Genomic DNA, 24,061 nt, shown 5'->3' on the forward strand with positions numbered 1-24,061 from the left:
TTCATGATGATCAATATTTATTTGTTAAACATGACATCAATTTACAAACATTCAATAACTTTGGTTTCAGCTGTCCGCCGAATGGCGGATTTAGTTCAACAAGCAATATAGTGCAGCGGGGTGATTCGTTCGGCATCCGGCGACCAGTCTCCGTTCCGGCATTTTCAACGGTGGACAAAAACGCGTTCCAAAGTCCCCGCCGACACTATATTGCGGCACGTTATAGCCAATGCTAAAAAAAAAGACAGGTGCTATTGACAATCAGTTACTTATTAATGTAAATTTACAAATTATTATAAAACATAAAAATTGACAAATGAAGTTAAAATGAAGGAGATTATTCATGTACTTTCAGGTGAAGTAAAAGCTTCAAAAGAAAAAATAATTTTTAAATCTTCAGCAATCGGCTCATGTGTTGTTATTGCAAGTTATGACAAAAAATTATTGGTAGGTGCAATGGCACATGTAATGTTACCAGGCGTTTCACCTGAAAAAAGTAAGACACCGAAAACAAGATACGCGCAAAATGCAATTGAAGAAATGATAGAAAGAATGATTAGTCTTGGCGCAGACATAGAAAATATTGAAGTGTGTGTGGTGGGTGGCTCCAACGTACTTAAACGAAAAGATGATAAGATTTGTCAGGCAAATATAAATTCGGTTTTAAAAATTTTAAATGAGAAAAACATTAAAATAAAAGCGAAATCAGTTGGAGGAACCGAAAGAAGAAGCGTTTTATTTGATACTAAAACCGGTAACGTTTATCATTCAATTGGTAGCGAAAATAATAAACTGTTAAGTTGTTTTATATGACATTTTATAAGAAAAAAAATGAAAGCAAAAAGCAAAAAAGTGTTAGCTTACCTCGAAGATGTTTTCATTCAATATGAGAACAATGAGGATAAAATAAAGGCAGCAAACCTGAAACTTGACGCAAGTAATCAGCAATTGCAAGCAAATGAACTTCAACTTAAAGCTGCTAACCAGCAACTTGATGCAATAAATCAGCAACTTCTGGCAAATGAACAGCACCTCAAAACCACTAATCAGCAACTTGAAGCAAGCAATCAGCAGCTGCAAGCAAGTGAAGTGCAACTTAAAGCCGCTAACCAGAAATTATTAATTCAAACACGCGAACTTTTACGATTAGCAACTGTAATCGCCGTTTCAAACGATGCCATCATAATTCGGGATTTGGACGGAAATATTACCTCATGGAATGCAGGAGCTACAAAAATGTATGGTTACAGTGAAGAAGAAGCATTAAAAATGAAATGGCTTGATTTAGTGCATGAAGAATTTGAATTTATTGCAGTTGATATTATAGATAGATTAAGAAATAATGAGCAAATAGAATCAATAGAAACAAAACGCATTTCAAAAGAGGGAAAAGTTTTAGATGTATGGATTGTTGTTACAAGATTAGAGGATGAAAATGGGCAATTGATTGGAGCAGTTAGCACCGAGCGTGATATTACAGAAAGTAAGCAAATGGAGAATGAATTATTGATATACCACGAGCAACTGGAAAAATTGGTGGATGAACGTTCATCTGAACTAAAAAATGAAATATCAATCCGCAAACTTGCAGAAGTTGAATTAAAAGCTGCAAACCAACAATTGCATGCAGCTAACCAACAGTTAAATGCCAGTAATCAGCAACTTAAAGCAAGTGAATTGAAGCAAATAGATACTTACCAAAAACTTCTTGAAAAATCGAAGCAAATTGAAATTCAAAACGAACAACTGTCAATTGCCAATAAAAAGGCAACTGAATCCGACCGGTTAAAATCTGCCTTCCTCGCAAATATGAGCCATGAAATCCGAACACCTATGAATGGAATTTTGGGTTTTGCCGGATTATTAAAAGAGCCCAATTTAAAGAGTGAAAATCAACTACAATACATTCAAATTATTGAAAAAAGTGGCGCAAGGATGCTTAACATCATAAACGAAATCATAGATATTTCTAAAATAGAATCCGGGATAATGAACATATACAATTCAAGTGTTGATATAAATGAAATGCTTGAAGAATGTTTTAATTTTTTCAGACCTGAAGCCGAACTAAAGAAAATTGATTTAAAACTCACAAAGAGTTTACAAAATAACCATGCTGTAATTACAACAGACCATGAAAAATTAAATTGTATCCTTATTAATTTAATTAAAAATTCAATAAAATACACTGGAAAAGGTACTATTGAGTTTGGATATAATTTGAATAAATCAAAAACTGAGATTGTTTTTTTTGTAAAAGATACGGGAATTGGAATACCAAAAGATAGACAGGCTGCCATCTTTGAACGTTTTATACAAGCTGATATTGAAGATAAAATGGCTCATCAGGGAGCAGGTCTCGGTTTAGCCATCACTAGGGCTTATGTTGAATTGCTAAAAGGTGAAACATGGTTGGAAAGCGAAGTGAATGTTGGTTCAACCTTCTATTTTACAGTACCATATAGTAATGGAAATATAACAGAAATTCCAAGTTCTGATTCCAATAAGGTAGAGCAAAATCTGATTAAAAATCTTAAAATTGTAATAGCTGATGATGATGAAACATCAAACCAACTACTTGCAATTTCAGTTAAAGACTTCGCTAACGAAATTATAACTGTAAAAACAGGAAAAGAAGCCATTGAGGCATGCAAGAATAATCCCGACTTTGATTTGGTACTAATGGACATTCAAATGCCATTTATTAACGGCTACGAAGCTACAAGACAAATAAGAGAGTTTAATCAAAAAATAATCATTATTGCACAAACTGCTTTTGCTCTTTCAGGTGACAGAGAAAAATCAATTGCAGCAGGTTGTAATGACTACATTTCTAAACCAATAAGAAAATGCGACTTAGAACTATTAATCCAAAACCACTTCAAAAATTATAAAAAATTCATTACCTATTAGACTCAAAAACAAAGCACATGGCTATAATAAATGTAAATGTAATGCGGGTTTCAGCGGTTTTTGGGCTGTGGCTCGCTGTTGCAACACCGCCAATTCGTCTTCGACGATTTGACGTAAAAAAGAAATTCTGAATAAACATATTGGCTCCGTGCCGAATAAAATTAAGGATAATTGAAGAAAAAAAAGAAAATAAAAATTCACAAAGACCACAAAGGACGAAATTACATAAGGGAGTCCTATTTTGTCGGTGGTAAGATGAAATTCCGAAAGATATATGTGATAGATGGAATACCAGAAGATGAATTTTATGAAAAAAATGCCACTGACATTGACCACCTTCGAAATGGAGAATATTGGTTAATAAGTAGTGATAAAGATTCAGATGACTTGTGCGACAAATCAAATAATAATGAACCTGATTTATCGGATAATAAATTTGATGATTTACCATTTTAAAATCGTTTAAAAGTTAATGGGATGTCGATAAAAAAATGATTAATGTATTTAAGTAAAACCAGACTTAAAATATTTATTGCAAATAGAATTTCTTCCCTTAAATGAACTAAAAATAATGATATTACTATTTTTGAATGATGAGCAAGAAACCACAAAATGTCAATAATCTGTTTCCCGAAATCAAACAACTGATTGAAGAAGCAAGGCAAACTGTTGCAATCGCCGTTAACGCCGCAACTACGGTACTTTACTGGAATATCGGGAAACGCATAAATAATGAAATTCTTGAAAACAAACGAGCTGAATATGGAAAAGAAGTTGTAAAAACGCTTTCGCAGGAATTGACACAAGAATATGGAAAAGGTTGGAGTACACAACATCTTCGACATTGTCTACGCTTTGCGGAGACTTTTCCAAACAAAGAAATTATCTACGCATTGAGTAGACAATTAAGCTGGACACATTTTCGTACGGTAATGTATTTAAATGATGAATTGAAACGCGAGTTTTATATTCAGATGACCAGAATTGAAAACTGGAATACTCGCACATTAGACGAGAAAATCGATTCGATGCTATTTGAAAGAACCGCAATCTCGAAAAAGCCCGAAGAATTGATAAGAAAGGAACTCAAAGAGCTAAGTGAAGAAAACAAACTTAGCCCAGACCTTGTTTTTCGTGACCCATATTTTCTGAATTTTCTTGGACTCGAAGACAACTACAGCGAAAAATCTTTAGAAGATGCAATTTTAAGAGAGCTTGAAAAATTCATCTTAGAATTAGGACAAGGCTTCACTTTCGTAGAACGTCAGAAAAGAATGTTAATTGACGGAGATAGTTTTAAACTCGATTTATTGTTTTATCACCGAAAATTAAAACGACTTGTAGCGATTGATTTGAAACTGGACAGGTTTAAAGCACAATACAAAGGTCAAATGGAATTATACCTTCGCTACCTTGAAAAATACGAAACGGAAAAAGGAGAAAACACACCAATTGGATTAATTCTTTGTGCAGAAGGTTCAAAAGAGCAAATTGAATTATTGCAACTTGAAGAATCTGGAATTAGAGTAGCTGAATATTTGGTTGAGTTACCTTCAAAAGAATTGCTGCAAAAGAAATTACATAAAGTTATTGAAATAGAAAGAAAAAGATTACAAATGAACAAGTTAAAATAGCCAGCGCACACAGCCAAGCACATTTGCAATTCGCACAAGCCAACGCTGAGACCAAAAATTGCAAAAGAGCTTGCCTGTTTTCCATCGCTTTTTTGCCGACCCGGAAAACAAAATCGGGACAGTATTAAAATTGAAAATGAAGTAGTTATATGAAAGGAGAGAACTAAACCCAGTTGGTAACACGTATTGTGCTTAATATAAAATAGACAGATGGAAATAGAAGAACTGAAAAAAAAACCAAGCATTGACCAGAATAAAAAGCTTATTAGTGCTTATGCTCAATTCGACAAACTTTTAACGGAATTGAAAAAAAAGGAACTTCCAGAAGAAATTGTAAAGTATATTAATACTGGAATTGACCAAATAAACTCATTTTCGGAACCAGAAAAAGAATTGAGAAAACAAATAAGAAAGACTCAATCAGGTATTCTTAAATTGATTGAAAAGGAGCTTAAACTTGTGACGAAAAATCACTATCGAAATACTTGGTTGGCAGTTGGGATGGCTGCATTTGGAATTCCTCTTGGAGTTGCTTTTGGAACAAGTATAGGGAATATGGGATTACTTGGAATAGGATTACCTATCGGAATGGTTATTGGTATGGCGGTAGGCTCTGGCATGGACAAAAAAGCAGTTGAATCAGGAAGACAACTTGACTTGGAGATAAAATACTAAGCAAAATAAATAGGGCTTTAAGCGGCACGTAGTGCCCAGCTTTGATGACTGGTTGAACTACAATCCAGAGCCCCTGCTCCCGCGCGAATCCTTTCGCGTAGTTTTGTTTCTCTGTCACACAGTACAATCGTGCGACAGCGTGGGGAGAGTGAACCTCTAAATTCATACGGCTTTTATGATGCAGTCAACTTTTATCCGACTAATAGCACCTAATCCCCCAGCTGACACCTATTTGTAATCGGTGCCTTGCCCACTAGAAACAGGAGTCTGTTTTACCTTGTAGCAGTCTGATCAATTTTCCGCCACTCACGGCTAATAAAAAAAGTCACAATTAAAGCGGAGCAAGTATCAGCAATTGGCATTGAAATCCATATCCCTGTTAACCCGAAATACGTTGGAAGGATAAAAAGGAGTGGAATAAGCACAATCACCTGACGAAGTAAAGTTAACAGAGTGGCTATTTTAGCTTTCCCAACCGATTGGAAGAAATTCCCGACTACAACCTGAAATCCAACAACCGGCAAAGCCAAAAGTCCGAGTCTCAGCCCCTGCCTTCCCAAGCTCAAAAGCTGTGGATCCGAGTCATTAAAGAAACGAACAATAAAACCGGGCATCGACTCAACAGCAATAAAAGAAATGACGGAAATGACGGTGGCTGAAATCATCGCAATTCGCAAGGTCTCTTTTACCCGACCGCCGGACTGTGCTCCAAAATTAAACCCGATAATTGGTTGCGAGGCCATATTAATGGCTACAACGGACATGATGATCAGCGTAACAACTGAATTCACAATTCCCATCGCCCCAACAGCCAAGTCGCCTCCAAACTGAATAAGCCTTGTGTTAATAAGCGCTTGCACCGCGGAGTTGGCTGTTTGCATAAAAAACGGAGCCATGCCAATCAATAGAATCTCCTTCATAATCTCCGGATCCAACCGGATATATTTCGCCCTCAACTTAACAACCGAACGCTTACTGTGAAAATGAAGCAGCACCCAAACGGATAGCGACATCATTGAGATTACCGTAGCATAAGCAGCTCCTTTTACTCCAAGGTCAAAAACAAAAATAAATATGGGGTCTAAAATAATGTTTAGGCCAGCACTCAATATCATCGAATACATGGCTATTTTGGCGTTTCCCTCACTTCGGATCACGTTGTTCAATGAAAACCCAACGACCTGAAAAATAACTCCAACTAAAATGATATTCAGATAGTCGTTTGCAAACCCGACTGTTTCTGCTGTAGCGCCAAACATCTTCAGCATGGGTGCTTTTATCAGAAAGCCGATCAATGAGATTAAGCCGGAAGCCAGAATCATCATCAGAAAGCTATTCCCCAACACCCGCTCTGCCCGGTCCATATCGCGTCGTCCCATATTGATTGAGACCAACACACCGGCACCAATACCAATCAGCATTCCGAATGCAATCATAATCAGCATAACCGGAAAGATGACAGAAACCGCACTCAATGCGACAGCACTAACTCCCTGGCCAATAAAAATACGGTCGACAATATTATAAAGCGCATTTACAAAAACTCCGATAAATGCTGGAATAAAATATTTTAACATTAACCGAGGAATATGCCCCTCGCCCAACTCTTTTGTTCTATCCATAAAAAAAATTGAGCACAAATGTAAGTATTCGATTCAATAAACCGGGCAACAAACCGTTCCCATTATTCTTTGAGAAATACTAAATTTGCACTCAAAATACAATTGTTATGACCACAGAAAACCCAAATAAAATAGACAAAACAACCTTAAATCGGTTAAATTCGGAGAATACGGACACCGCGATCGAAGCGATTTCGGAATTGAAGGAGAAGGGCCATGCAGGCTATGTTCCTATCTTGATCGACTTGTTGCATGCTTCAGACAATCCGGAGATCAAATCGCGCGTTTTTCGGTTGTTGGCTGAGTTAAAACAAAGTGATGCAATCCCCCTAATCATTGACGCTATCAAAGATAAAAAGTATGCCAACGAACGACAACAGTTGGTTAGTGCCTGTTGGGAAAACGGTCTGGATTACAGCCAGCATCTTTCCTTGTTTGTTGATCTTGTTATTGAAAATGATTTAGAGATTGCTTTTGAAGCGTACACCGTTATTACGAATATGTCGGGTAAAATTTCAAAAGCAATTGCCGATAAGGAAAGTGAAAAGCTAAAGAGAGCGATGTTGGAAGCCGATGATCAACAAAAACAACTGATGCACGATTTACTGGACTTTCTGCCTGCTTTTGAACGCGGGATTGAACCGCAAACATTTTAAAGAAGAGAAACTTAAGAAAGAATTAACGGGAAATCCGATACGATTGAAAGAACTGTTCGTTTTAAAATATGTTGTATTGCTAAACATCCATCAACAAAAACCGAACAAAACGTGATTATATTCAGGCTCTCAATTGTTTTACTTTTATTCTTGCTTACCTGCAGGCCGGTTCATTCACAGGAATTTGCCGATATTCAGCAATATCACATTCCGATTTTGTTGAATCCCTCATACGTGGGAGCCACAAAAGGAGATCGATTAATCATATCGCCGGTTAGCACCCGAAGAATAGATACGAAATCATACTTAAGATACCTGAGTCATGACTTTTTTTATAAAAAGCGTTCGTTAGGACTTGGCTTCATCGGTGGAGCTCAAATGGACTATACTCAAAATATATTTGTTCCATTTTTTGAAATCGCTGCTGCGAAATACCTTCCCAAGGGGCACGAGACCTTTCTAATTCCATCAGTAACCATTGGCTTTCATCAACCCTTAAAAGAGTACAGCTTATTTCACCTTGATAATTTAATCGACACCCGAGAATACACAGCCTATGCTCCGGGAACTTCTCTTTACAGGTCATCCGAATTTGTTGTTGGCGGAGGTATTCTACTAACAGACTATCATGGAAGTGTTGGACTATCTGCAAAGTACAGGCGATCCTTTTTCAAAAATCCATACGAGGATAAATTTGATGTTGAAGCCTACGATCTGATAATTCATGCCGAGAAGATTTTTACCTACAAGCATCGTGATTTACTATCTAAAGCCTACATGATCCGGCCACGTTTGGTGATTCATGTTGGCAACGAAACCAAGCAGTTATTTACCGGAGTAACTGTACAGCGAAAGAAATTTGAACTGGGCGTTGGGTTTTTACCAAACCTTGACTCAGGGAACACCCGTTTTTCGATTAACACGGGTATCGATTTCGAATACTTTAAAGTGAATTACCTGGCATCCATCCTTAACGACAGCGGAGAATTTGGTGCCTTTATGCACAGCATCAGCCTTCGGGTTATTTTCCCGGAACTTAAGCGATATGGGATTCCGATACCCGGTATCATCCGGAACTTATAAAGGCTTAAAAACCAAAACACAGGTGTTTTAAAACAGCCTTCGATTTCTATTCTACAATCTTCAAACTTTAATATTACTTTTACAGGCCAACCGATAAACCAGGACTAATCGCACGTGAAAAAGGCTTCATTTTTAATTCTATTGCTCAGCCTGTTTTCCCTTGCCCGGGGACAGGATGCTGAATACTCTCAATTTTATGCCAACCCAATCTACTTAAACCCGGGTTTCGCGGGAACTTCGGCACTACCACGAGTAATTATGAACTATCGCAATCAATGGCCTCAAAAAGGAAATACCTTTGTTAATTACAGTCTGTCCTACGATCAATATTTCAAAAAACTGAATGGTGGTTTAGGAGTACAGTTTCATCAAAGTACCGAACTCAACGGACTCGTTCAAACTTCATCCGGGTCGTTTTTCTATTCGCACCATATTAAGGTTAGTGAACGTCTGTTTTTTGATGTCGGCCTGCAGGCTGGCCTGGCCTATAAAAAACTGGATTATGGTCGACTCATTTTCCCTGATATGATTGATCAGCTGACCGGACATACTTTCCCCGGAGGGCAGGAACAACCTGAAAATTCAAGCATCATCTACCCTGATTTTGGATTTGGCACATTGGGACAATACGATTCATTCTTCTTTGGATTTAGCCTATCTCATTTAACTCAACCAAATGAATCAATCCTTGAAGGTGACCAAAAAGGAAAACTTCCCATGAAGTTTACATTTCACGCTGGTTCGCGTACGCACAAACTTCACAGGGGGCTTTTATCTCGCGAATTTACACTGTCGCCCAATCTTATTTTCCAACAACAAGGGGCGTTCTCACAAATCAATCTGGGCATGTATATTTTAGAGAAATCCCTATCCGGGGGAGTGTGGTATCGTCAGAATATAGGCGTTCATCCTGATGCCGTGATTCTGATGCTTGGAGTGATGAAAAACCAATTTAAAATTGGTTATAGTTACGACTATACGTTATCAAAGCTTGCCAATTACTCCAGCGGTTCCCATGAGTTTTCGCTCACTTTTTTCTTCGGAGAAGCACACAATAGCCGTAAAGCGTTACTCATTCCTTCTCTTTAATACACCAAGGTTACCGTCCCACTTTGTTGATGAATTCTGTTTAAAAAATCCTGATACGCAACCACCCAGGTGTAAACTCCGGTCGGAGCATTCTGCCCGTTTTTTGTTTTCCCGTCCCATCCTTCAAAAACATTTTGTACTTCAAAAATACGTTCTCCCCAGCGATTAAAAATCTGCAAGTGATAGCCGGCTTCTAAAATACCTTCGGGAGCTAATAAAAACTGTTGATTTAAAGCATTGCTGCTATTGGGACTAAATGCGTTGGGAGGAAATATCCTGTCGAAAGCAACCAGCACTTCCTGATAGGCAGTATCCGTGCACAGAAATTCATTTTCGGCAATCAGCTCCACGTCAAACCATCCCATTTCATCGAAACTGTAAGTTGGCGCGAAATCGGTCGAATAGCCGATGCTATCGCCAAAATCCCAATAATAATTCTGAGCATTTTCACTGCGGTTTTCAAACTCAAAATTCGGTCTCACGATACTAACTTCAGTTGTATCTGCCCGAAAGGAAGCGGTTGGCTTAGGGAAAACCCGCACTACTGTATCCAACCAAGCCGTACCTACACAGTTGGTTACCGATGACTTTGCTATAGCTGAAATATTAAACTCGTGATCTGGCGTACTAAACGTATTCATCAGCTGATCAGCGGCTGGTTGATATCCATTTCCCTGATCAAAGTTCCACGAATAGGTCAGTGCATCCACCGAATCCAAAGGCAGTGCCTGAAAAGAAACATCCAAAGGTGGGCAACCTTCTAACGGATCAACCACTAGCTGAATCCAGGGTTTACGTTTAAATGAAAACTCCTTCTCCTCACTCTCGCAGCCAAACTCGGTTGTAATTTGCAATGAAATAGTGGATTCCGGCTTATTTTTTAAACTTACTTCAAAAGGCCCCTGTCCTGTTCCCGGATCTTCCGGTATTTCATTCGAATCTAAGCTAGATAAACCCCAATGATAGGTGTCTTGTGGATTGGCAGATCCCATGTACCAAACTTCAATTTTATGACCAAAACAAGAATCAGGATCAAGATTTGTTTCAACAGACGGGACCGGCCTGACTTTAATCAACTCCTCAATTAAACCGTAATTCTCACACCCTTCATTTGAAACTATTCGCAAGCCAACATCGTAAGTGCCATCTTCTGCATACCTATAAGTTGAAATTTGTCCACGACCCACTTCACCATCTCCATAATCCCAGTAAAACTCAGAAACGGGTTCGGTAGTTTCCGCTGAAAAGTCAACTAAAAAAGGCTCACAGCCTTCATCATCCCCAACAACAATATTCAAGTTTGGAATCACATTAATGTGACTCCAGGTTGTATCACTCAAGCAACCTCCTTCGTTTACCAGCAAACCTAAATCTCGTTTATCCTGACTTTCAAAACCTAAAGCAACTGTTAAATCGGTTATTCCAACTCCCGATGCATAAACGGAGTCGAGAAAGAACCAGTTATACGTTGACTCTTGAGCGCCATCTCCTTCGTACATTACCTTCAAGTTGTAGCCATAACATTCGGTATCATCAATACTAAATTCACTTGTTGGAATATTGTAAAAGCTTAGGTTCAAAGAATCATTTGTGGTACAGCCGTAGTCGCTTTCGACGCTTACTTTCGTTTTATATGTGCCATAGTTTGCTACCTCCGCTACTGACTGAGCTGAATTTAACGAACCAAAACTTAAGCCAGACGAGATCGGTTGCCATTCTATATTGCCATGGTCAACTTCTACTTTGACTTCGCCCGTCTTTTGATCACAAAACAAGGTATCAGTGTCAGCCAAATCAATTACCGGATAGGGATGAAACGTAATTGCGACTTCTTCACTGGTAAAACAACCAAAGTTATTTCCCACTCGCACTTTATAGTTTCCTGTTTCTGTAACCCTGATGGATTGCTGATCATCGCCGGTGCTCCACTCATAAAAATCATGACTCCCGGCATCCAATTTAATTGTACTCCCTTCACAGATATTTTGGTCACCTCCTAAATCCAGCTTAGGACTGGGTTTTACATTCACCTTGAAAACAGCCGAATCAACACAAGTCCCATTTCTCGAAACCACTTTATAAATTGTTGTGTCCATTGGAGAAGCCAACGGATTTGACATGTATGGATCATCCAATCCTGTCGTCGGAGTCCATTCATAATCCCCGGCAAACTCATGATTTAACCGGATTTCCTGATTCTGGCAAATTGTAATGTCTTGTTTATCATCAAAATCAATATTCCAAACATTGATATCCAATACGGCCGATAAACTCACCTCTGGATCATTTTGCATACCTCCAAATTCAACGATATAACCTTGAGGATAATAATACTCAGACGAAGAGCCGTCCCCTTCATTTCTCAGATCGTTCCACGATTTACTTGGCTGACTGGGATTCTGATTGATATGCGCATAATCCTCTCCAAGCCCTCCATTGAGATTGGCGTATGAATTATTAGGCTCACCATTGCTCCAAAAAGAAAATCTGCCATCGACTCGAGATCCACCGTTATAAGTTCCGCGCCAAAACAAGGTTCCGGCATCCGGTCCGGTCATCCATTTCCAATCACCTTCAACCTCCTCGTCGCTTGCTCCAATCCAGCCTACCCCTTTTACTTTTGTCCAAACAAAATCATTTTCAATTCTGGAAAGAATCGTAACCAGATAACCATGAAGTCCGTAGTAATTCATCTCTTCGGCTTCTTTTTTTGCTTCAGTCCAACTAATTCCCCGGTGTCTAATGTATTTGTAAAAATGCTCTGTTTCAGGCAAATAATCAACATCTTTTAAGGTAATCGAAATCCTGCGAGTTCCATTCGTAGGCGAAGCAAGCAGATTGGTGTATTCAATATTTTGAACCGCATCCTGGTATTCTGACGCTGCTGCATTTCCCGAAAGAATCAAGGTGCCTGTTGCACCATCCCAACTCGCTTTAATTTTCGGTGTTTCCTGCAAGCTTAACAGATCCTCTTCCGCCTGATAATTTGAAATTGAGATTTTCAGACCTCCTTCGATGACAGGCCCTTGAATACTAACATGATTACCTAGCTTGACAACTCCCGTACAATAATCAATCGCATCAGAATTTACGGATTGGATTTGTAACACGTCGGTCTGCGCACAGGCAACTGATAGAAAGAGAAGAAAGGTAAAGGTTAGTATCGTCGTTTTCATGAGCAGATATCCGGCTAACTCCTGCTCGAAAAATATTTCATGAATTGTGACCGTTCGTACATCAGTGGATCCTCAATTTTTGCATAAGATAATCGACCTCTAAAAGCATCGATGGTTTCAAAATTCCACTTATCCATAAAGGATTCCAAATCGGTTAGAATTCCATTAATAACCTGTGCTCCTTCGATATAAACAACTGAACAAATTTGGGTTACCTGAGCACCAGCCAGCAATTGTTTGGCAACAGCAGCACCATCGTGAATTCCTGTTGAAGCTGCAATCTCCAGCTTCGGCAATGCTGCACTAACTAATCCGACCCAACGCAATGAGCGACGAATATCTGCCGGTGAACTAAATACTTCTGATGAAGAAAGCTCAAGCTTCTCGAGGTTGATATCAGGTTCGTAAAAGCGATTAAACATGGTTACAGCCGAAGCTCCGTTGGCCATCAGCTTTTCGGTCATAGAAACCAAATTCGAAAAGTAGAAACCAATTTTCACTGAAACCGGAATGCTGACTTCCTTTTTTACCTTGCTCAACACATCAATGTATAGCTGCTCTACTTCAGATCCATTCTGCAAGCGACTAGTAGGAACCACAAATAAGTTCAGTTCCAACGCATCGGCGCCGGCCTGCTCAAAGTCCTTTGCAAAACTCGTCCACTCTTTTGCCGACACGCAATTGATACTGGCAATGATCGGGATACTGACCTCCTTTTTTGCATCCTTTACCAAATTTAAGTGCGCAGATACAGAATTATCGCGGGTATAATTGCGAATATAATCTTCAGCTTCGGGATAGGAGTTTTGCGGGTCTTTTTTGATTAGATGGCTTACTTCGCCACTAATTTGCTCTTCGAAAAGCGATTTTACAATGACGGCTCCGGCACCTGCCTTCTCCAATTCTTTAATCTTTTCAACTGAGTTTGTTAAGCCTGAACTGGCTACGATTACGGGGTTTTTCAACTTCAACCCCATGTATGTGGTTTCCAAATTTGCCATTCTGTCGTTTTTTTGTTCCGAATATATTAAAAAAATAGTGCCAAAGATATGTTATTTAATGGTATAGACGTTCACCAAAAATTTTGCTGCCAACGCGAACCATTGTACTACCCTCTTTTATAGCCAATTGATAGTCGCCCGACATTCCCATTGATATCTCGGCAAACGAGCTTTGATTTTGAAAATACGCTTCTTTCAATCTGTCGAAAATGCCCTTTAAGGTTTGAAATTCTTTCCGCACCTGGTTCAAATCATCGGTGTAGGTTGCCATGCCCATCACTCCTCGAATTTCAACAAATTGCAAATCTGCAAAAGCCGGATTAGTTAAAATATCCGCAGCTTCCTGATAGTCTAATCCAAACTTGCTTTGTTCTTCAGCAATGTGAAACTGCAAGAGGCACGAAATTACGCGATCGTTTTTACGTCCTTCCTTGTTGAGCACTTTCAACAATTTTAAACTATCGACACCGTGAATCAAACCGATAAACGGAGCGATGTACTTGACTTTATTCGATTGAAGGTGACCGATAAAATGCCATTCAATATCCTTCGGAAGTTCTTCATACTTGCTTGTTAACTCCTGAACTTTATTCTCCCCAAAAATCCGGCAACCAGCTTCATAGGCCTCAAGAATATCTTCATTGGGCTTTGTTTTTGAAACAGCAACCAGTTTCACTCCTTCTTTCAGACCAGCATTGATATGCTTAAAATTATCAACGATTCCCATAACAATAAAATTGAACCACAAATCTACAAAAGCAGCACAACATGAGCATGCAAAATCGTAGTTTTTTCACGCTGAAGCAAAAGCCACCCAGCTTGGAATGCACATCATTTTTCTATCTTTGCATCCTTCATGCAGGAAGCTAAAAAACATACTATTTTCAAAATGAATGAATTGGGAAAATCAAAAACACCCTTTGTTTTCCTCATTGATTTTGATTTTCAAAAACCATTGATTTGGAATTGGGAAGAAAGCAGAACGAATATCCTGTGGCAAACTCCCAAACATGCGAATTTCACAACAAAGAAACAGAAAGCGAAAGATTTAAAATGGAAGGTGCATCCTGTTTATTATGGGCGCTACCAAAAAGCGTTCGAGCTTGTTCAAAAGCACTTACACAATGGCGATAGCTACTTGCTCAACCTGACCATGCCAAGCGATATTGAAACCAACCATACCTTGGATGAAATTTTCAGCATCAGTCATTCGCCATACAAAGTGATGCTGAAAGATCAGTTTGTATGCTTTTCTCCTGAAATCTTTATCCGCATCGAAGATGGTAAAATATCATCCTTCCCAATGAAAGGAACCATCGATGCAACACTAGAGAATGCGGCTTTCATCCTTAAAAACAATACGAAGGAATTGGCTGAACACAATACAATTGTTGACTTGATCCGGAATGATTTAAGCATGGTTGCCGACCATGTTCAGGTGAAGAAATATCGTTATCTGGATCACATTAAGTCCAATCGCAACGAGCTGCTGCAAATGAGTTCTCAAATTACAGGGGAACTACCTGATAACTATTGTGAAAATATCGGAAGCATCATCGGTAATTTGCTGCCCGCCGGATCAGTGAGTGGAGCGCCAAAGAAGAAAACAGTTGAAATCATTAAGGATGCTGAAAAATACGATCGTGGCTATTATACCGGTATATTTGGTGTTTTTGATGGCTCAAACCTCGACAGCTGTGTCTTAATTCGTTATCTTGAACAAGAAAATAATAAGCTAACATTTAAGAGTGGCGGCGGAATTACTTTTCAGAGTAACTGCGAGCAGGAATACGAAGAACTAGTCAAAAAAGTATATGTGCCTTTTGCTTGAAACCATAAAACTTGAAAACGGTCGATTCGCCAATCTGCCGTTCCATAACCGGCGCTTTAACAAAGCCCGCCGGGAGTTATTCAATCTGCCAGAACAAGATTTAGCTGAAATTATTAAGATTCCGGAAGCAAACCAAACAGGCATTTTCCGATGCCGTGTGTTATATGGGGAACAGATTAATCAGATCGAATTTATTCCGCACCAAAACAGAAAAATCAACTCCATGCAAGCTGTTCTGGATGACTTGATCAACTATCCATATAAATATGCTGACCGTACAAGATTACAGCTGCTATTTGATCAGCGGAAAGATGCCGACGAAATCATCATAATCAAAAAAGGGCTAGTTACCGACTGCTTTATTGGCAATCTGGTGTTTTTTGATGGACACAATTGGTTAACTCCAGACCAGCCTCTTTTACAAGGAACACAACGCGAAAAATTGCTTGCCGAAGCAAAAATCAAAGCAGTCCGAATAACAGAAGAAATGCTTTTTACTTTTGAAGAAATTGGAGTGATCAATGTTTTTTATGATTTGGAGAACATGCCTCGATTAAAAGCTTCTCAAATCAAAAGCCCGGTACAGTCTAAATAACAACCGATTACAGTCCACCAACGCATAAATCCTTTCAATTTTCTCACTTGAAGTCTAAAAAAAGTCTCAGGAATGCTATCCAACCTATTTTTTTATTCATTCAATTTTGTATTTTTCGGCAGTATTAGATGTAAAAAAATCGGATAGTAATCGCCTGTTTAAGGAACAAAAGATAAGGAGGATAAAACCATGGCTGACAGCAAACCAAGAGTTATCAAAGATTTTGAGAAGTTAGAGAATCGGATCCAAGAGCAAATAAAGTTGGTGCATCCTGAGGGGTTCAGCCAGCACTTAATCACCTTCACCAATAAGGATGGGATGCTTGTTAGTGCGCTCCCATTTGAAACGGACGAAAAATACTATCTGGTACGAATGACGGTTCAGCAGGCCGAAGATATCATTAGCGATGATGATGACTATGATGATGACGGTTCGCTAAAAGATGAGTCGCGCATCGACTTTGAGGACAAATATGCCGAGTTGGATTACATTGCCGAGAACATTGAAGATAGTTCGGATGGTGATGATGATGACGATGATTAGCTTGTAAACGTAAAAAGATATGGGGAAGGATGATCCGGTCTAGGATGATCCTTTCTTCATTAAAGGTGCCCCTGCCTTTGCCAAGTCCTCTTTGCTATCAAGAATAATTTGATCGATATCAGCTGATGAAATATAACGACATTGAGCCGCGTGCCTGGCTGCATCTACTGTATCTTCAGCCAAAATCATAGGAACATTTAATTTCCTCAATCCTTCAATAACTCCGTTTAACCGTTCGTTGATTCTTTTTTTCTTAATTGTCCGGATATAAATGGCTTTTACCCGATTGGGGAATTCTGATGTTATTCGGTTATAGATTTCCGGATCGTGCTGGCCATTATCGCCAATCAGAATGAAAGACATAGTTGGATAGGTTTCAAAAAGCATTTTTATTTTTTCATATTTATGCTCGTGATTTCCACCTCCCGATTTCCAAAATTTCAAAATATTTATTTTCAACTCTCGCAACAGAAAGACCCCTTTCGGAAAATTATTGAAACGACAGAAGTCTTCCAGCAAATCGTACAAATTCCACTCGCTGCTCGACACATAGAAAAAAGGATTGGCTTTTTTTCCATTATCCCCCGAATGCAAAGCCCTATAAAATGCGGCTACCCCCGGGAAGGGTTTTCGTGTCCTGGCATTTCGCCATAACATTAGTCTAAGCTTGCGCAGTGTTTGTGTCGCATGACTAATCAAAATGGTGTCGTCAATATCTGAAATGACTCCAAAATCTAAATCGTTCCCGGGAATAAATAATTCGCCTTTTGCACTCACCTCTCGATCTTCTCCAGTGATATCCGAGTGCAGTGTTGCCACATACGGCAACCACTCTGAATTCGAGCGTATTGCATGCGAACTATTCGTAAAAGAGGTTTTAAAAAGGCCATTGTCTTCGGTAGTCACCTGATGAAATTTTTCATCAATTTCTATTTTGACATCCACTCCGGGAATCTCATCACTGGAATATCGTTTAAACATGCTAAGCATATTCATCCAAACCGAGTTGGTTTCCAGAGGTTTCGCCAATCCCTTATCTTCGGTAACGTATCCATTCACAAACAACTGACTACTATTTCCAAACCCCCGGTAGGCAACAATTACAGGAACTCCTAGCCAACCCAAACGATGCTTTAAATAAAGCTTTATTCGCTTGGAGATGCTCTTAGTCTTTCGCTTAAAATAGATGAACGGTTTTACTCCCTTTACCATAAAGTCATAATTTTTGGCATAAGTTTTATAGCTTTCCCTATTAAAATATGCATAAGATATGCCAAACATGGAAACAAGCCAGAACCAGAAAATTCTATTCGTTATCAACCCAATATCCGGCGACATTGATAAAAATCACCTCAAACAAAAGATTCAGACCTTTTTTGAAGATAAGCATTCTAAATACGATATTTTCTACACAACAGGTGAAAATGATGCTGAGAAAATTACAACTGTACTTGATGAATACTCACCTGACCGGGTGGTTTCGGTGGGTGGAGACGGGACGTTCAAGCTTGTTGGGGAAGTCATGCTCAATAAAGATATTCCAATCGCTATATTACCACTAGGTTCCGCAAATGGCATGGCCACTGAATTAGGAATTCCAAAAAATATTGATCAGGCTTTAATGGTCGTTACCAGTAGCAAGAAAAAAGCTATCGATGCACTGAGAATCAACGACCAACACATCTCATTTCACCTGAGTGACATTGGTTTAAATGCCCAAATCATCAAACGTTTTGAACACGATGACACCAGAGGTTTTATCGGCTATGCGAAGCATTTTCTTAAAGAGCTTTTCGCCTCAAAACCAAACAAATACCTGATGCATATTGATGGTGAAAAAATCATTCGTAAAGCACATATGATTGTCCTTGCCAATGCCTCCAAATATGGAACAGGAGCGGTAATCAATCCCAAAGGAATTATCGATGACGGAAAATTTGAAATTATACTGATCAGACCCTACTCGGCCTGGCATCTATTCCATATGATCATTCCCTTCTTTTCACGAACAATCCATGAGTTGGATTACGTCGATAGTTACAGTTGCGAAAAAGCATCCATCAGAAATTACAAAAAAAAGGAACTTCAAATTGATGGGGAGCTAATTGGACGAATAGAAGAAATAAGCGTGGAAATAATTCCTCATGCATTACAAATATTGGTTCCCGATCAAGAGACTCAATCGATATTTTCCAGAAAACTGGATTCGCTGTTCGACAAGAATTGAACTGACAAGCACACTCTTGGTTCTGTGCCGTTTAAAAACTTCCCGGCAAATATCAATGAACTCCTTTTAAAATAGTAACTTTGGGGCCAACTAAAAATTACTGCATGATCAAATCGATGACGGGCTACGGAAAGGCCGAATTTGAAACCGGAAATAAAAAAATCACTGTTGAGTTAAAAACGTTGAACAGCAAACAACTGGATATTAACTCCCGAATTCCCGCACTTTATCGCGAAAAAGACATCGTTATCCGAAAGGAAATGAACGAGAAGCTGGTGCGAGGCAAAATGGATTTTTCCCTTTATCTTGAAAACCTCGGAACTGAAAGCAATTCAGTGATTAATGAAAATATCGTTACTGCCTATTTTCAACAACTGAGTTCAATTCAGGAAAAAATTGGATTACCGGTTACTCCTGAGGTCATGCAATCTATTTTACGATTACCCGATGCTGTAAAAACGGTTTACGAAGAACTAGACGAAAAAGAATGGGAAACCATTCATGCCAATCTGCTAAAAGTGATCGAAGCTGTTGATCAGTTCCGCTGTCAGGAAGGCATTGCCCTCGAAAAAGATATCCGTTCCAATGTCAACGAAATTTTGGATTTACTAAAACAAGTTGAACCGTTCGAAAAACAACGGTTGGAGAATATTAAAACCCGAATTACCGATGGCTTAAATGAAATTGCTCTCAACGGCAATGTGGATAAAAACCGTTTCGAGCAGGAGCTGATTTACTACATGGAAAAACTGGACATCAATGAAGAAAAAGTCCGGTTAGCCAACCATTGTGAGTATTTTCTGGAAACCATGGAAAGCAGCGAAGTTGCTGGAAAGAAACTTGGGTTTATCGCACAAGAAATTGGCCGCGAAATCAATACATTAGGAAGTAAAGCCAACGAAAGTAATATTCAGCGAATCGTAGTTCAAATGAAAGATTCACTGGAGCGAATCAAAGAGCAGATGTTGAACGTATTGTAATTTTTTTTCGTTTAAACGAATAGTGAATTGATTTTTTGATCATGAAAAAAGGAAAGTTAATCATATTCTCAGCACCCTCAGGAGCCGGAAAAACGACCGTTGTAAAACATTTACTTCAGCAAAATTTCGGTTTAGAGTTCTCCATTTCAGCTACCAGCCGGGCACCACGTCATACCGAAACAAATGGCAAGGACTACTATTTTTTAAGCCCGGACGAATTTATGCAGAAAGTGGACAACAACGAGTTTCTGGAGTGGGAAGAAGTATACAAGGGAACTTGCTACGGAACACTGAAAGACGAAGTTGAGCGTATTCGCAACAAAGGAAACCACGTCATTTTTGATGTGGACGTTGTGGGCGGCATCAACATCAAAAAATATTATAGCGACGATGCTTTAGCGATTTTCATCCAACCACCTTCGATTGAAGAGTTACGAAAGCGCTTAGAAGGACGTTCTACCGATTCGGCTGAAGTGATTGACAAGCGGGTACAAAAAGCGGAATACGAATTGACCTTCGCACCACAATTTGATATTATCTTGTTAAGCGAAGAGCTTCAGAAGACATTGGCAAACGCCGAGAAATTAGTTACCGAATTTATTAATCACCAAAACTAGTTATGAAGGTCGGACTGTATTTCGGAACATACAATCCTATTCACATTGGACATTTAGCCATTGCCAACTACCTGGTGGAGTTTTCTGACGTTGATCAATTGTGGTTTGTTATCAGTCCGCAAAGCCCTTTTAAAACCAAGAAAAAATTGCTCGACAATTACCAGCGACTGGAAATGGTAAACCTGGCAATTGAAGATGATGACCGCTTTAGAGCTTCATCAATTGAGTTTAAACTACCCATCCCCTCATACACCATTGACACCCTAACCTATTTGAAAGAGAAACATCCGAAAAATGAGTTTTATCTGATTATGGGAGCTGATAATTTGGTCTATATTGACAAATGGAAAAATGCAGAGTTGATCCTGTCTGACTATCACCTCTTGGTTTATCCTCGCCCCGGGGTTAATAAAGAATCCCTGCGAAAACATCCTCATATTCATTTTATTGAAGCTCCGGTAATGGAGATTTCATCTTCATTTATTAGGAAAGCCATTGCCGAAGGTAAAGATGTATGCCATTTCCTTCCCCAAAAAACATGGAAGTATATAGATGAAATGGGGTTCTACAAATAGCCTTTACAATCAAACACTCTCCCCTCTTTCTTGTTATTGATAACAGCTAATTTAAGAGCAAGCTTTTGGAATCGTTCTAAATTAGCCCCAAACGTTCACACAAATGCAGATATTTATATATTTGCACACAACAATACTCCGAGTTCGGAAAACTAAGTGAGCAATCATAGGTTTTACGAACCGATGGGTTCAGTTGGAAACGATTGAGCCTCCCGATTTCGGCAGTGGCCGGATGACTTTGGAAAGGAGAACAATCTGGCTTTGAATTAGAATAGATAAATTGCTCAAGATTCCCCTTTCCGCTAATTTGGAAAGGGGAATTTTTTATGGTTCATGAGTGGAATAACATCATTTTAATTGCAGGATCAGCCCGTAATGTGGGGAAAACCACATTCGTATGCCGCTTACTTCAAAAAACAAAAGAGCAAAAACCAATTGCTGTGAAAATCTCCTCTCATTTCCACGCTCAAACTGAAGGACTAAAACTCATTACTGAAGAATACAATTGCTTTCAATTGTTTGAAGAAACTGAGAAAACAACTGAAAAGGATAGCTCGCTTTACTTGAAAAATGGGGCAGCTCGCTCTTTTTATATTCAGGCAAAAGATGAATTTTTACCCGATGCGTTTATGGCGTTGCTTCCATTTTTATCGGCCAGCAGTCCAATCATCATCGAATCGGCCTCATTACACAAATACATTGCCGCCGGCTTGTTTCTATTTATTTATAATGAAGATGCTGAAAACAAGCCGCACACGAAAGCCCATTTAAAAATCGCTGACTTTGTCGTGCAATCCGATGGAAAATCATTTAATCTGCAACCCGAACAATTAAATTTTGATACCGAATGGAAAATCATGAACTAATAAGCCTGGATGATGCGCTTCGAATAGCTTTTGAAAATGCGCAAACGATCGACTCCGAATTAATCGACTTTACAAAATCCGCCGGACGCATTTTGGCTGAGCCGGTTTATTCCGATGTCGATATGCCACCATTCAACAAATCGGCGATGGATGGCTACGCCTGCAAAAAGGAAGATTTGGGAAAATCGTTGCAGGTGCTCGAAGTAATTCCTGCAGGGCAATCCCCCAGCTTCTCAATTGGCGAAGGGCAATCTTCCAAAATTATGACCGGAGCTGAAGTGCCGGAAGGCGCCGATACCGTTTTCATGGTTGAACAAAGCCAACAGATTGATGCTAATCACGTTCGATTTACCGGCGAAAACACAAGAAGTAATATTTGCTTGATTGGTGAGGATTTGAAAACCGGTGAGCTGGTATTAAATGCCGGAACAAAACTTGGCGCGCAGCATATTGCCATATTGGCTGCTGTTGGTTGTGTCACCCCAAGAGTATATCGTAAACCCAAAGTTGGAATTATCTCTACCGGATCAGAATTGGTTGAGCCGGAAAGGAAACCTGCAGCTTCTCAAATACGAAATTCGAATGGCCACCAATTAGCTATCCAGGCAAAAACATGTCAATTCGAAGTTAATTATTATGGCATTGTGAAAGACGACCGTAAAATGACATACGAGGCGATCAAAAAATCAACCGATGAAAATGATGTCTCCTTAATCTCTGGAGGCGTTTCTGTGGGCGATTTCGATTTTGTGCCTGCCATTATTGAAGAACTCAATTTTCAGATTCTTTTTAGTCAATTAACGGTGAAACCGGGCAAACACACCACCTTTGCGGTCAACCAAAACAAATACATTATTGGGCTTCCCGGCAATCCGGTTTCCTCATTTATTCAGTTTGAAGTCTTTGCAAAACCGTTTATTTACAAACTGCTGAATTACGAAGAAACCAAGCTAAGCTTGCCTTTGTCCTTAGCTCAAAACTATAAACGAAAGAAGGCTGACAGAACAGAATATGTGCCCGTCATGATCAATGAACAAAATGAAGCGGTCACAATCGATTATCACGGATCGGCTCATATTCATGCTTATCATGGAGCTTTTGGTTTCATGACGATTCCGCTCGGCACCAATGAACTTCAAAAAGGAGAAACTGTTTATGTACGACCGCTTTAAACGAAATATCAATTACCTGCGTATTTCGGTAACCGACCGATGTAATCTCCGCTGCACCTACTGTATGCCGGCAGAAGGAGTTCAATTAATGAAACACGATGATATTCTTTCGTTTGAAGAGATTGAAGCATTCACCCGACTAGCGGTTAAAAACGGAATCACAAAAGTGCGGCTAACCGGAGGCGAACCTCTTGTTCGAAAAGGAATTGTTGACCTGGTAAAAAAGCTTGCAAAAATTGAGGGACTGGAAGATTTATCGATGACCACCAACGGGCAACTTTTAGATCAATATGCAGCTGAATTAAAAGCTGCCGGACTTAACCGGATCAACATTAGTCTGGATACGATAAACACGGAGCTATACTGCCAAATCACCCGTTCTGGCAACCTAAAAAATGTATTTAAAGGAATTGAAGCTGCTCAGCAAGTCGGATTAACTCCTATTAAGATCAATGCAGTGCTGATGGATGAGCCGGATGAGGAAGTCAGGCAACTAAAATCGTACTGCGAGAAAAACGAACTGGACCTTCGTTTCATCCATCAAATGAACTTGCAAACCGGTGAATTTTCGAAAGTTGAAGGTGGCGAAGGCGGAAATTGCAGCCGTTGTAACCGTATTCGTCTACTGGCCAATGGCGACGTAAAACCATGCCTATTCAGCGATTTAGGCTATAATATCCGTAAACTCGGCGCTGAACAGTCAATCAATTTGGCGATAGGAAATAAGCCACGATCCGGAACGTATAATCAATCCGGAGAGTTCTACAATATTGGAGGATGAAAAAGCGGAGAAATAGAGATAAAAC

The 24,061-nt window shown here is 39.3% G+C and carries 24 protein-coding genes and 1 riboswitch; of the genes, 19 read left to right on the forward strand and 5 right to left on the reverse strand.

From position 1 onward, the window contains the following. The 6 genes from ACTB00_RS16935 to ACTB00_RS16960 form a co-directional block, all read left to right on the forward strand. On the forward strand, positions 1-236 hold a 236-nt coding region (locus tag ACTB00_RS16935; RefSeq protein WP_463301095.1), incomplete at its 5' end, for a hypothetical protein. A 91-nt stretch (positions 237-327) separates the two neighbouring features. Beyond that, positions 328-813, forward strand: coding sequence for a chemotaxis protein CheD (locus ACTB00_RS16940; RefSeq protein ID WP_463301096.1), 486 nt, complete (start codon positions 328-330; stop codon positions 811-813). An 18-nt stretch (positions 814-831) separates the two neighbouring features. Beyond that, positions 832-2,913 (forward strand): PAS domain-containing hybrid sensor histidine kinase/response regulator, encoded by a 2,082-nt coding sequence (locus ACTB00_RS16945; protein WP_463301097.1) that lies wholly within the window; start codon positions 832-834, stop codon positions 2,911-2,913. Between the two features lie 171 nt (positions 2,914-3,084). Further along, on the forward strand, positions 3,085-3,369 hold the full coding sequence (locus ACTB00_RS16950) for a hypothetical protein (RefSeq protein WP_463301098.1): 285 nt from the start codon (positions 3,085-3,087) through the stop codon (positions 3,367-3,369). A 134-nt stretch (positions 3,370-3,503) separates the two neighbouring features. Then, positions 3,504-4,547, forward strand: coding sequence for a PDDEXK nuclease domain-containing protein (locus ACTB00_RS16955; RefSeq protein WP_463301099.1), 1,044 nt, complete (start codon positions 3,504-3,506; stop codon positions 4,545-4,547). A gap of 210 nt (positions 4,548-4,757) precedes the next feature. Beyond that, a complete protein-coding gene (locus ACTB00_RS16960) occupies positions 4,758-5,222 on the forward strand; it encodes a DUF2207 domain-containing protein (protein WP_463301100.1) in 465 nt (154 codons plus the stop codon). A 272-nt stretch (positions 5,223-5,494) separates the two neighbouring features. Here ACTB00_RS16960 and ACTB00_RS16965 read toward each other — a convergent pair whose 3' ends face one another. Further along, a complete protein-coding gene (locus tag ACTB00_RS16965) occupies positions 5,495-6,844 on the reverse strand; it encodes an MATE family efflux transporter (RefSeq protein WP_463301101.1) in 1,350 nt (449 codons plus the stop codon). A 107-nt stretch (positions 6,845-6,951) separates the two neighbouring features. Here ACTB00_RS16965 and ACTB00_RS16970 point away from each other — a divergent pair, with 107 nt between their 5' ends. The 3 genes from ACTB00_RS16970 (at position 6,952) to ACTB00_RS16980 (ending at position 9,672) form a co-directional block, all read left to right on the forward strand. Then, on the forward strand, positions 6,952-7,500 hold the full coding sequence (locus tag ACTB00_RS16970; RefSeq protein WP_463301102.1) for a HEAT repeat domain-containing protein: 549 nt from the start codon (positions 6,952-6,954) through the stop codon (positions 7,498-7,500). 111 nt (positions 7,501-7,611) lie between these two features. Further along, the gene (locus tag ACTB00_RS16975) at positions 7,612-8,583 is read left to right on the forward strand and encodes a hypothetical protein (RefSeq protein ID WP_463301103.1); all 972 of its coding nucleotides are present in this window, start codon (positions 7,612-7,614) and stop codon (positions 8,581-8,583) included. Between the two features lie 114 nt (positions 8,584-8,697). Continuing rightward, positions 8,698-9,672, forward strand: a complete 975-nt coding sequence (locus ACTB00_RS16980; protein WP_463301104.1) for a PorP/SprF family type IX secretion system membrane protein — start codon at positions 8,698-8,700, stop codon at positions 9,670-9,672. Here ACTB00_RS16980 and ACTB00_RS16985 read toward each other — a convergent pair. Genes ACTB00_RS16985 through ACTB00_RS16995 form a run of 3 tightly spaced genes read right to left on the reverse strand, consistent with a single transcriptional unit; the run spans position 9,669 to position 14,576 of the window. Next, complete coding sequence (locus ACTB00_RS16985) at positions 9,669-12,848, reverse strand: PKD domain-containing protein (RefSeq protein ID WP_463301105.1); 3,180 nt, start codon at positions 12,846-12,848, stop codon at positions 9,669-9,671. The genes ACTB00_RS16980 and ACTB00_RS16985 overlap by 4 nt on opposite strands. Positions 12,849-12,862: 14 nt before the next feature. After that, positions 12,863-13,849, reverse strand: a complete 987-nt coding sequence (locus tag ACTB00_RS16990; RefSeq protein ID WP_463301106.1) for a dihydroorotate dehydrogenase-like protein — start codon at positions 13,847-13,849, stop codon at positions 12,863-12,865. Positions 13,850-13,904: 55 nt separating this feature from the next. Further along, a complete protein-coding gene (locus ACTB00_RS16995; RefSeq protein WP_463301107.1) occupies positions 13,905-14,576 on the reverse strand; it encodes a YggS family pyridoxal phosphate-dependent enzyme in 672 nt (223 codons plus the stop codon). A gap of 171 nt (positions 14,577-14,747) precedes the next feature. On the opposite strand from ACTB00_RS16995, the gene ACTB00_RS17000 reads away from it, so the two are divergent. The 3 genes from ACTB00_RS17000 to ACTB00_RS17010 all read left to right on the forward strand — a co-directional run bounded on the left by ACTB00_RS17000 (position 14,748) and on the right by ACTB00_RS17010 (position 16,818). Then, positions 14,748-15,680, forward strand: coding sequence for an aminodeoxychorismate synthase component I (locus tag ACTB00_RS17000; RefSeq protein ID WP_463301108.1), 933 nt, complete (start codon positions 14,748-14,750; stop codon positions 15,678-15,680). Next, complete coding sequence (locus ACTB00_RS17005) at positions 15,673-16,275, forward strand: aminotransferase class IV (RefSeq protein ID WP_463301109.1); 603 nt, start codon at positions 15,673-15,675, stop codon at positions 16,273-16,275. Before ACTB00_RS17000 ends, ACTB00_RS17005 begins: the two co-directional genes overlap by 8 nt. 189 nt (positions 16,276-16,464) lie before the next feature. Next, positions 16,465-16,818 (forward strand): hypothetical protein, encoded by a 354-nt coding sequence (locus ACTB00_RS17010; protein ID WP_463301110.1) that lies wholly within the window; start codon positions 16,465-16,467, stop codon positions 16,816-16,818. 39 nt (positions 16,819-16,857) lie between these two features. Here ACTB00_RS17010 and ACTB00_RS17015 read toward each other — a convergent pair whose 3' ends face one another. Continuing rightward, positions 16,858-18,030 (reverse strand): App1 family protein, encoded by a 1,173-nt coding sequence (locus tag ACTB00_RS17015; RefSeq protein WP_463301111.1) that lies wholly within the window; start codon positions 18,028-18,030, stop codon positions 16,858-16,860. A 67-nt stretch (positions 18,031-18,097) separates the two neighbouring features. On the opposite strand from ACTB00_RS17015, the gene ACTB00_RS17020 reads away from it, so the two are divergent. From ACTB00_RS17020 to ACTB00_RS17050, 7 genes are all read left to right on the forward strand, one after another. Further along, positions 18,098-19,045, forward strand: coding sequence for a diacylglycerol/lipid kinase family protein (locus ACTB00_RS17020; protein WP_463301112.1), 948 nt, complete (start codon positions 18,098-18,100; stop codon positions 19,043-19,045). Positions 19,046-19,149: 104 nt separating this feature from the next. Then, positions 19,150-20,025, forward strand: coding sequence for a YicC/YloC family endoribonuclease (locus ACTB00_RS17025; RefSeq protein ID WP_463301113.1), 876 nt, complete (start codon positions 19,150-19,152; stop codon positions 20,023-20,025). A 41-nt stretch (positions 20,026-20,066) separates the two neighbouring features. Further along, positions 20,067-20,642, forward strand: a complete 576-nt coding sequence (gene gmk / locus ACTB00_RS17030) for a guanylate kinase (RefSeq protein WP_463301114.1) — start codon at positions 20,067-20,069, stop codon at positions 20,640-20,642. 2 nt (positions 20,643-20,644) lie between these two features. Further along, complete coding sequence (gene nadD / locus ACTB00_RS17035; RefSeq protein WP_463301115.1) at positions 20,645-21,217, forward strand: nicotinate (nicotinamide) nucleotide adenylyltransferase; 573 nt, start codon at positions 20,645-20,647, stop codon at positions 21,215-21,217. Between the two features lie 124 nt (positions 21,218-21,341). Next, positions 21,342-21,482, forward strand: a riboswitch (molybdenum cofactor riboswitch). Positions 21,483-21,543: 61 nt separating this feature from the next. Then, the gene (locus ACTB00_RS17040; protein ID WP_463301116.1) at positions 21,544-22,083 is read left to right on the forward strand and encodes a hypothetical protein; all 540 of its coding nucleotides are present in this window, start codon (positions 21,544-21,546) and stop codon (positions 22,081-22,083) included. Then, a complete protein-coding gene (locus ACTB00_RS17045; protein ID WP_463301117.1) occupies positions 22,065-23,255 on the forward strand; it encodes a molybdopterin molybdotransferase MoeA in 1,191 nt (396 codons plus the stop codon). Before ACTB00_RS17040 ends, ACTB00_RS17045 begins: the two co-directional genes overlap by 19 nt. After that, positions 23,239-24,036 (forward strand): GTP 3',8-cyclase MoaA, encoded by a 798-nt coding sequence (locus ACTB00_RS17050; RefSeq protein WP_463301118.1) that lies wholly within the window; start codon positions 23,239-23,241, stop codon positions 24,034-24,036. Before ACTB00_RS17045 ends, ACTB00_RS17050 begins: the two co-directional genes overlap by 17 nt. Positions 24,037-24,061: the final 25 nt, after the last annotated feature.

Source organism: Sunxiuqinia sp., from assembly GCF_055140945.1.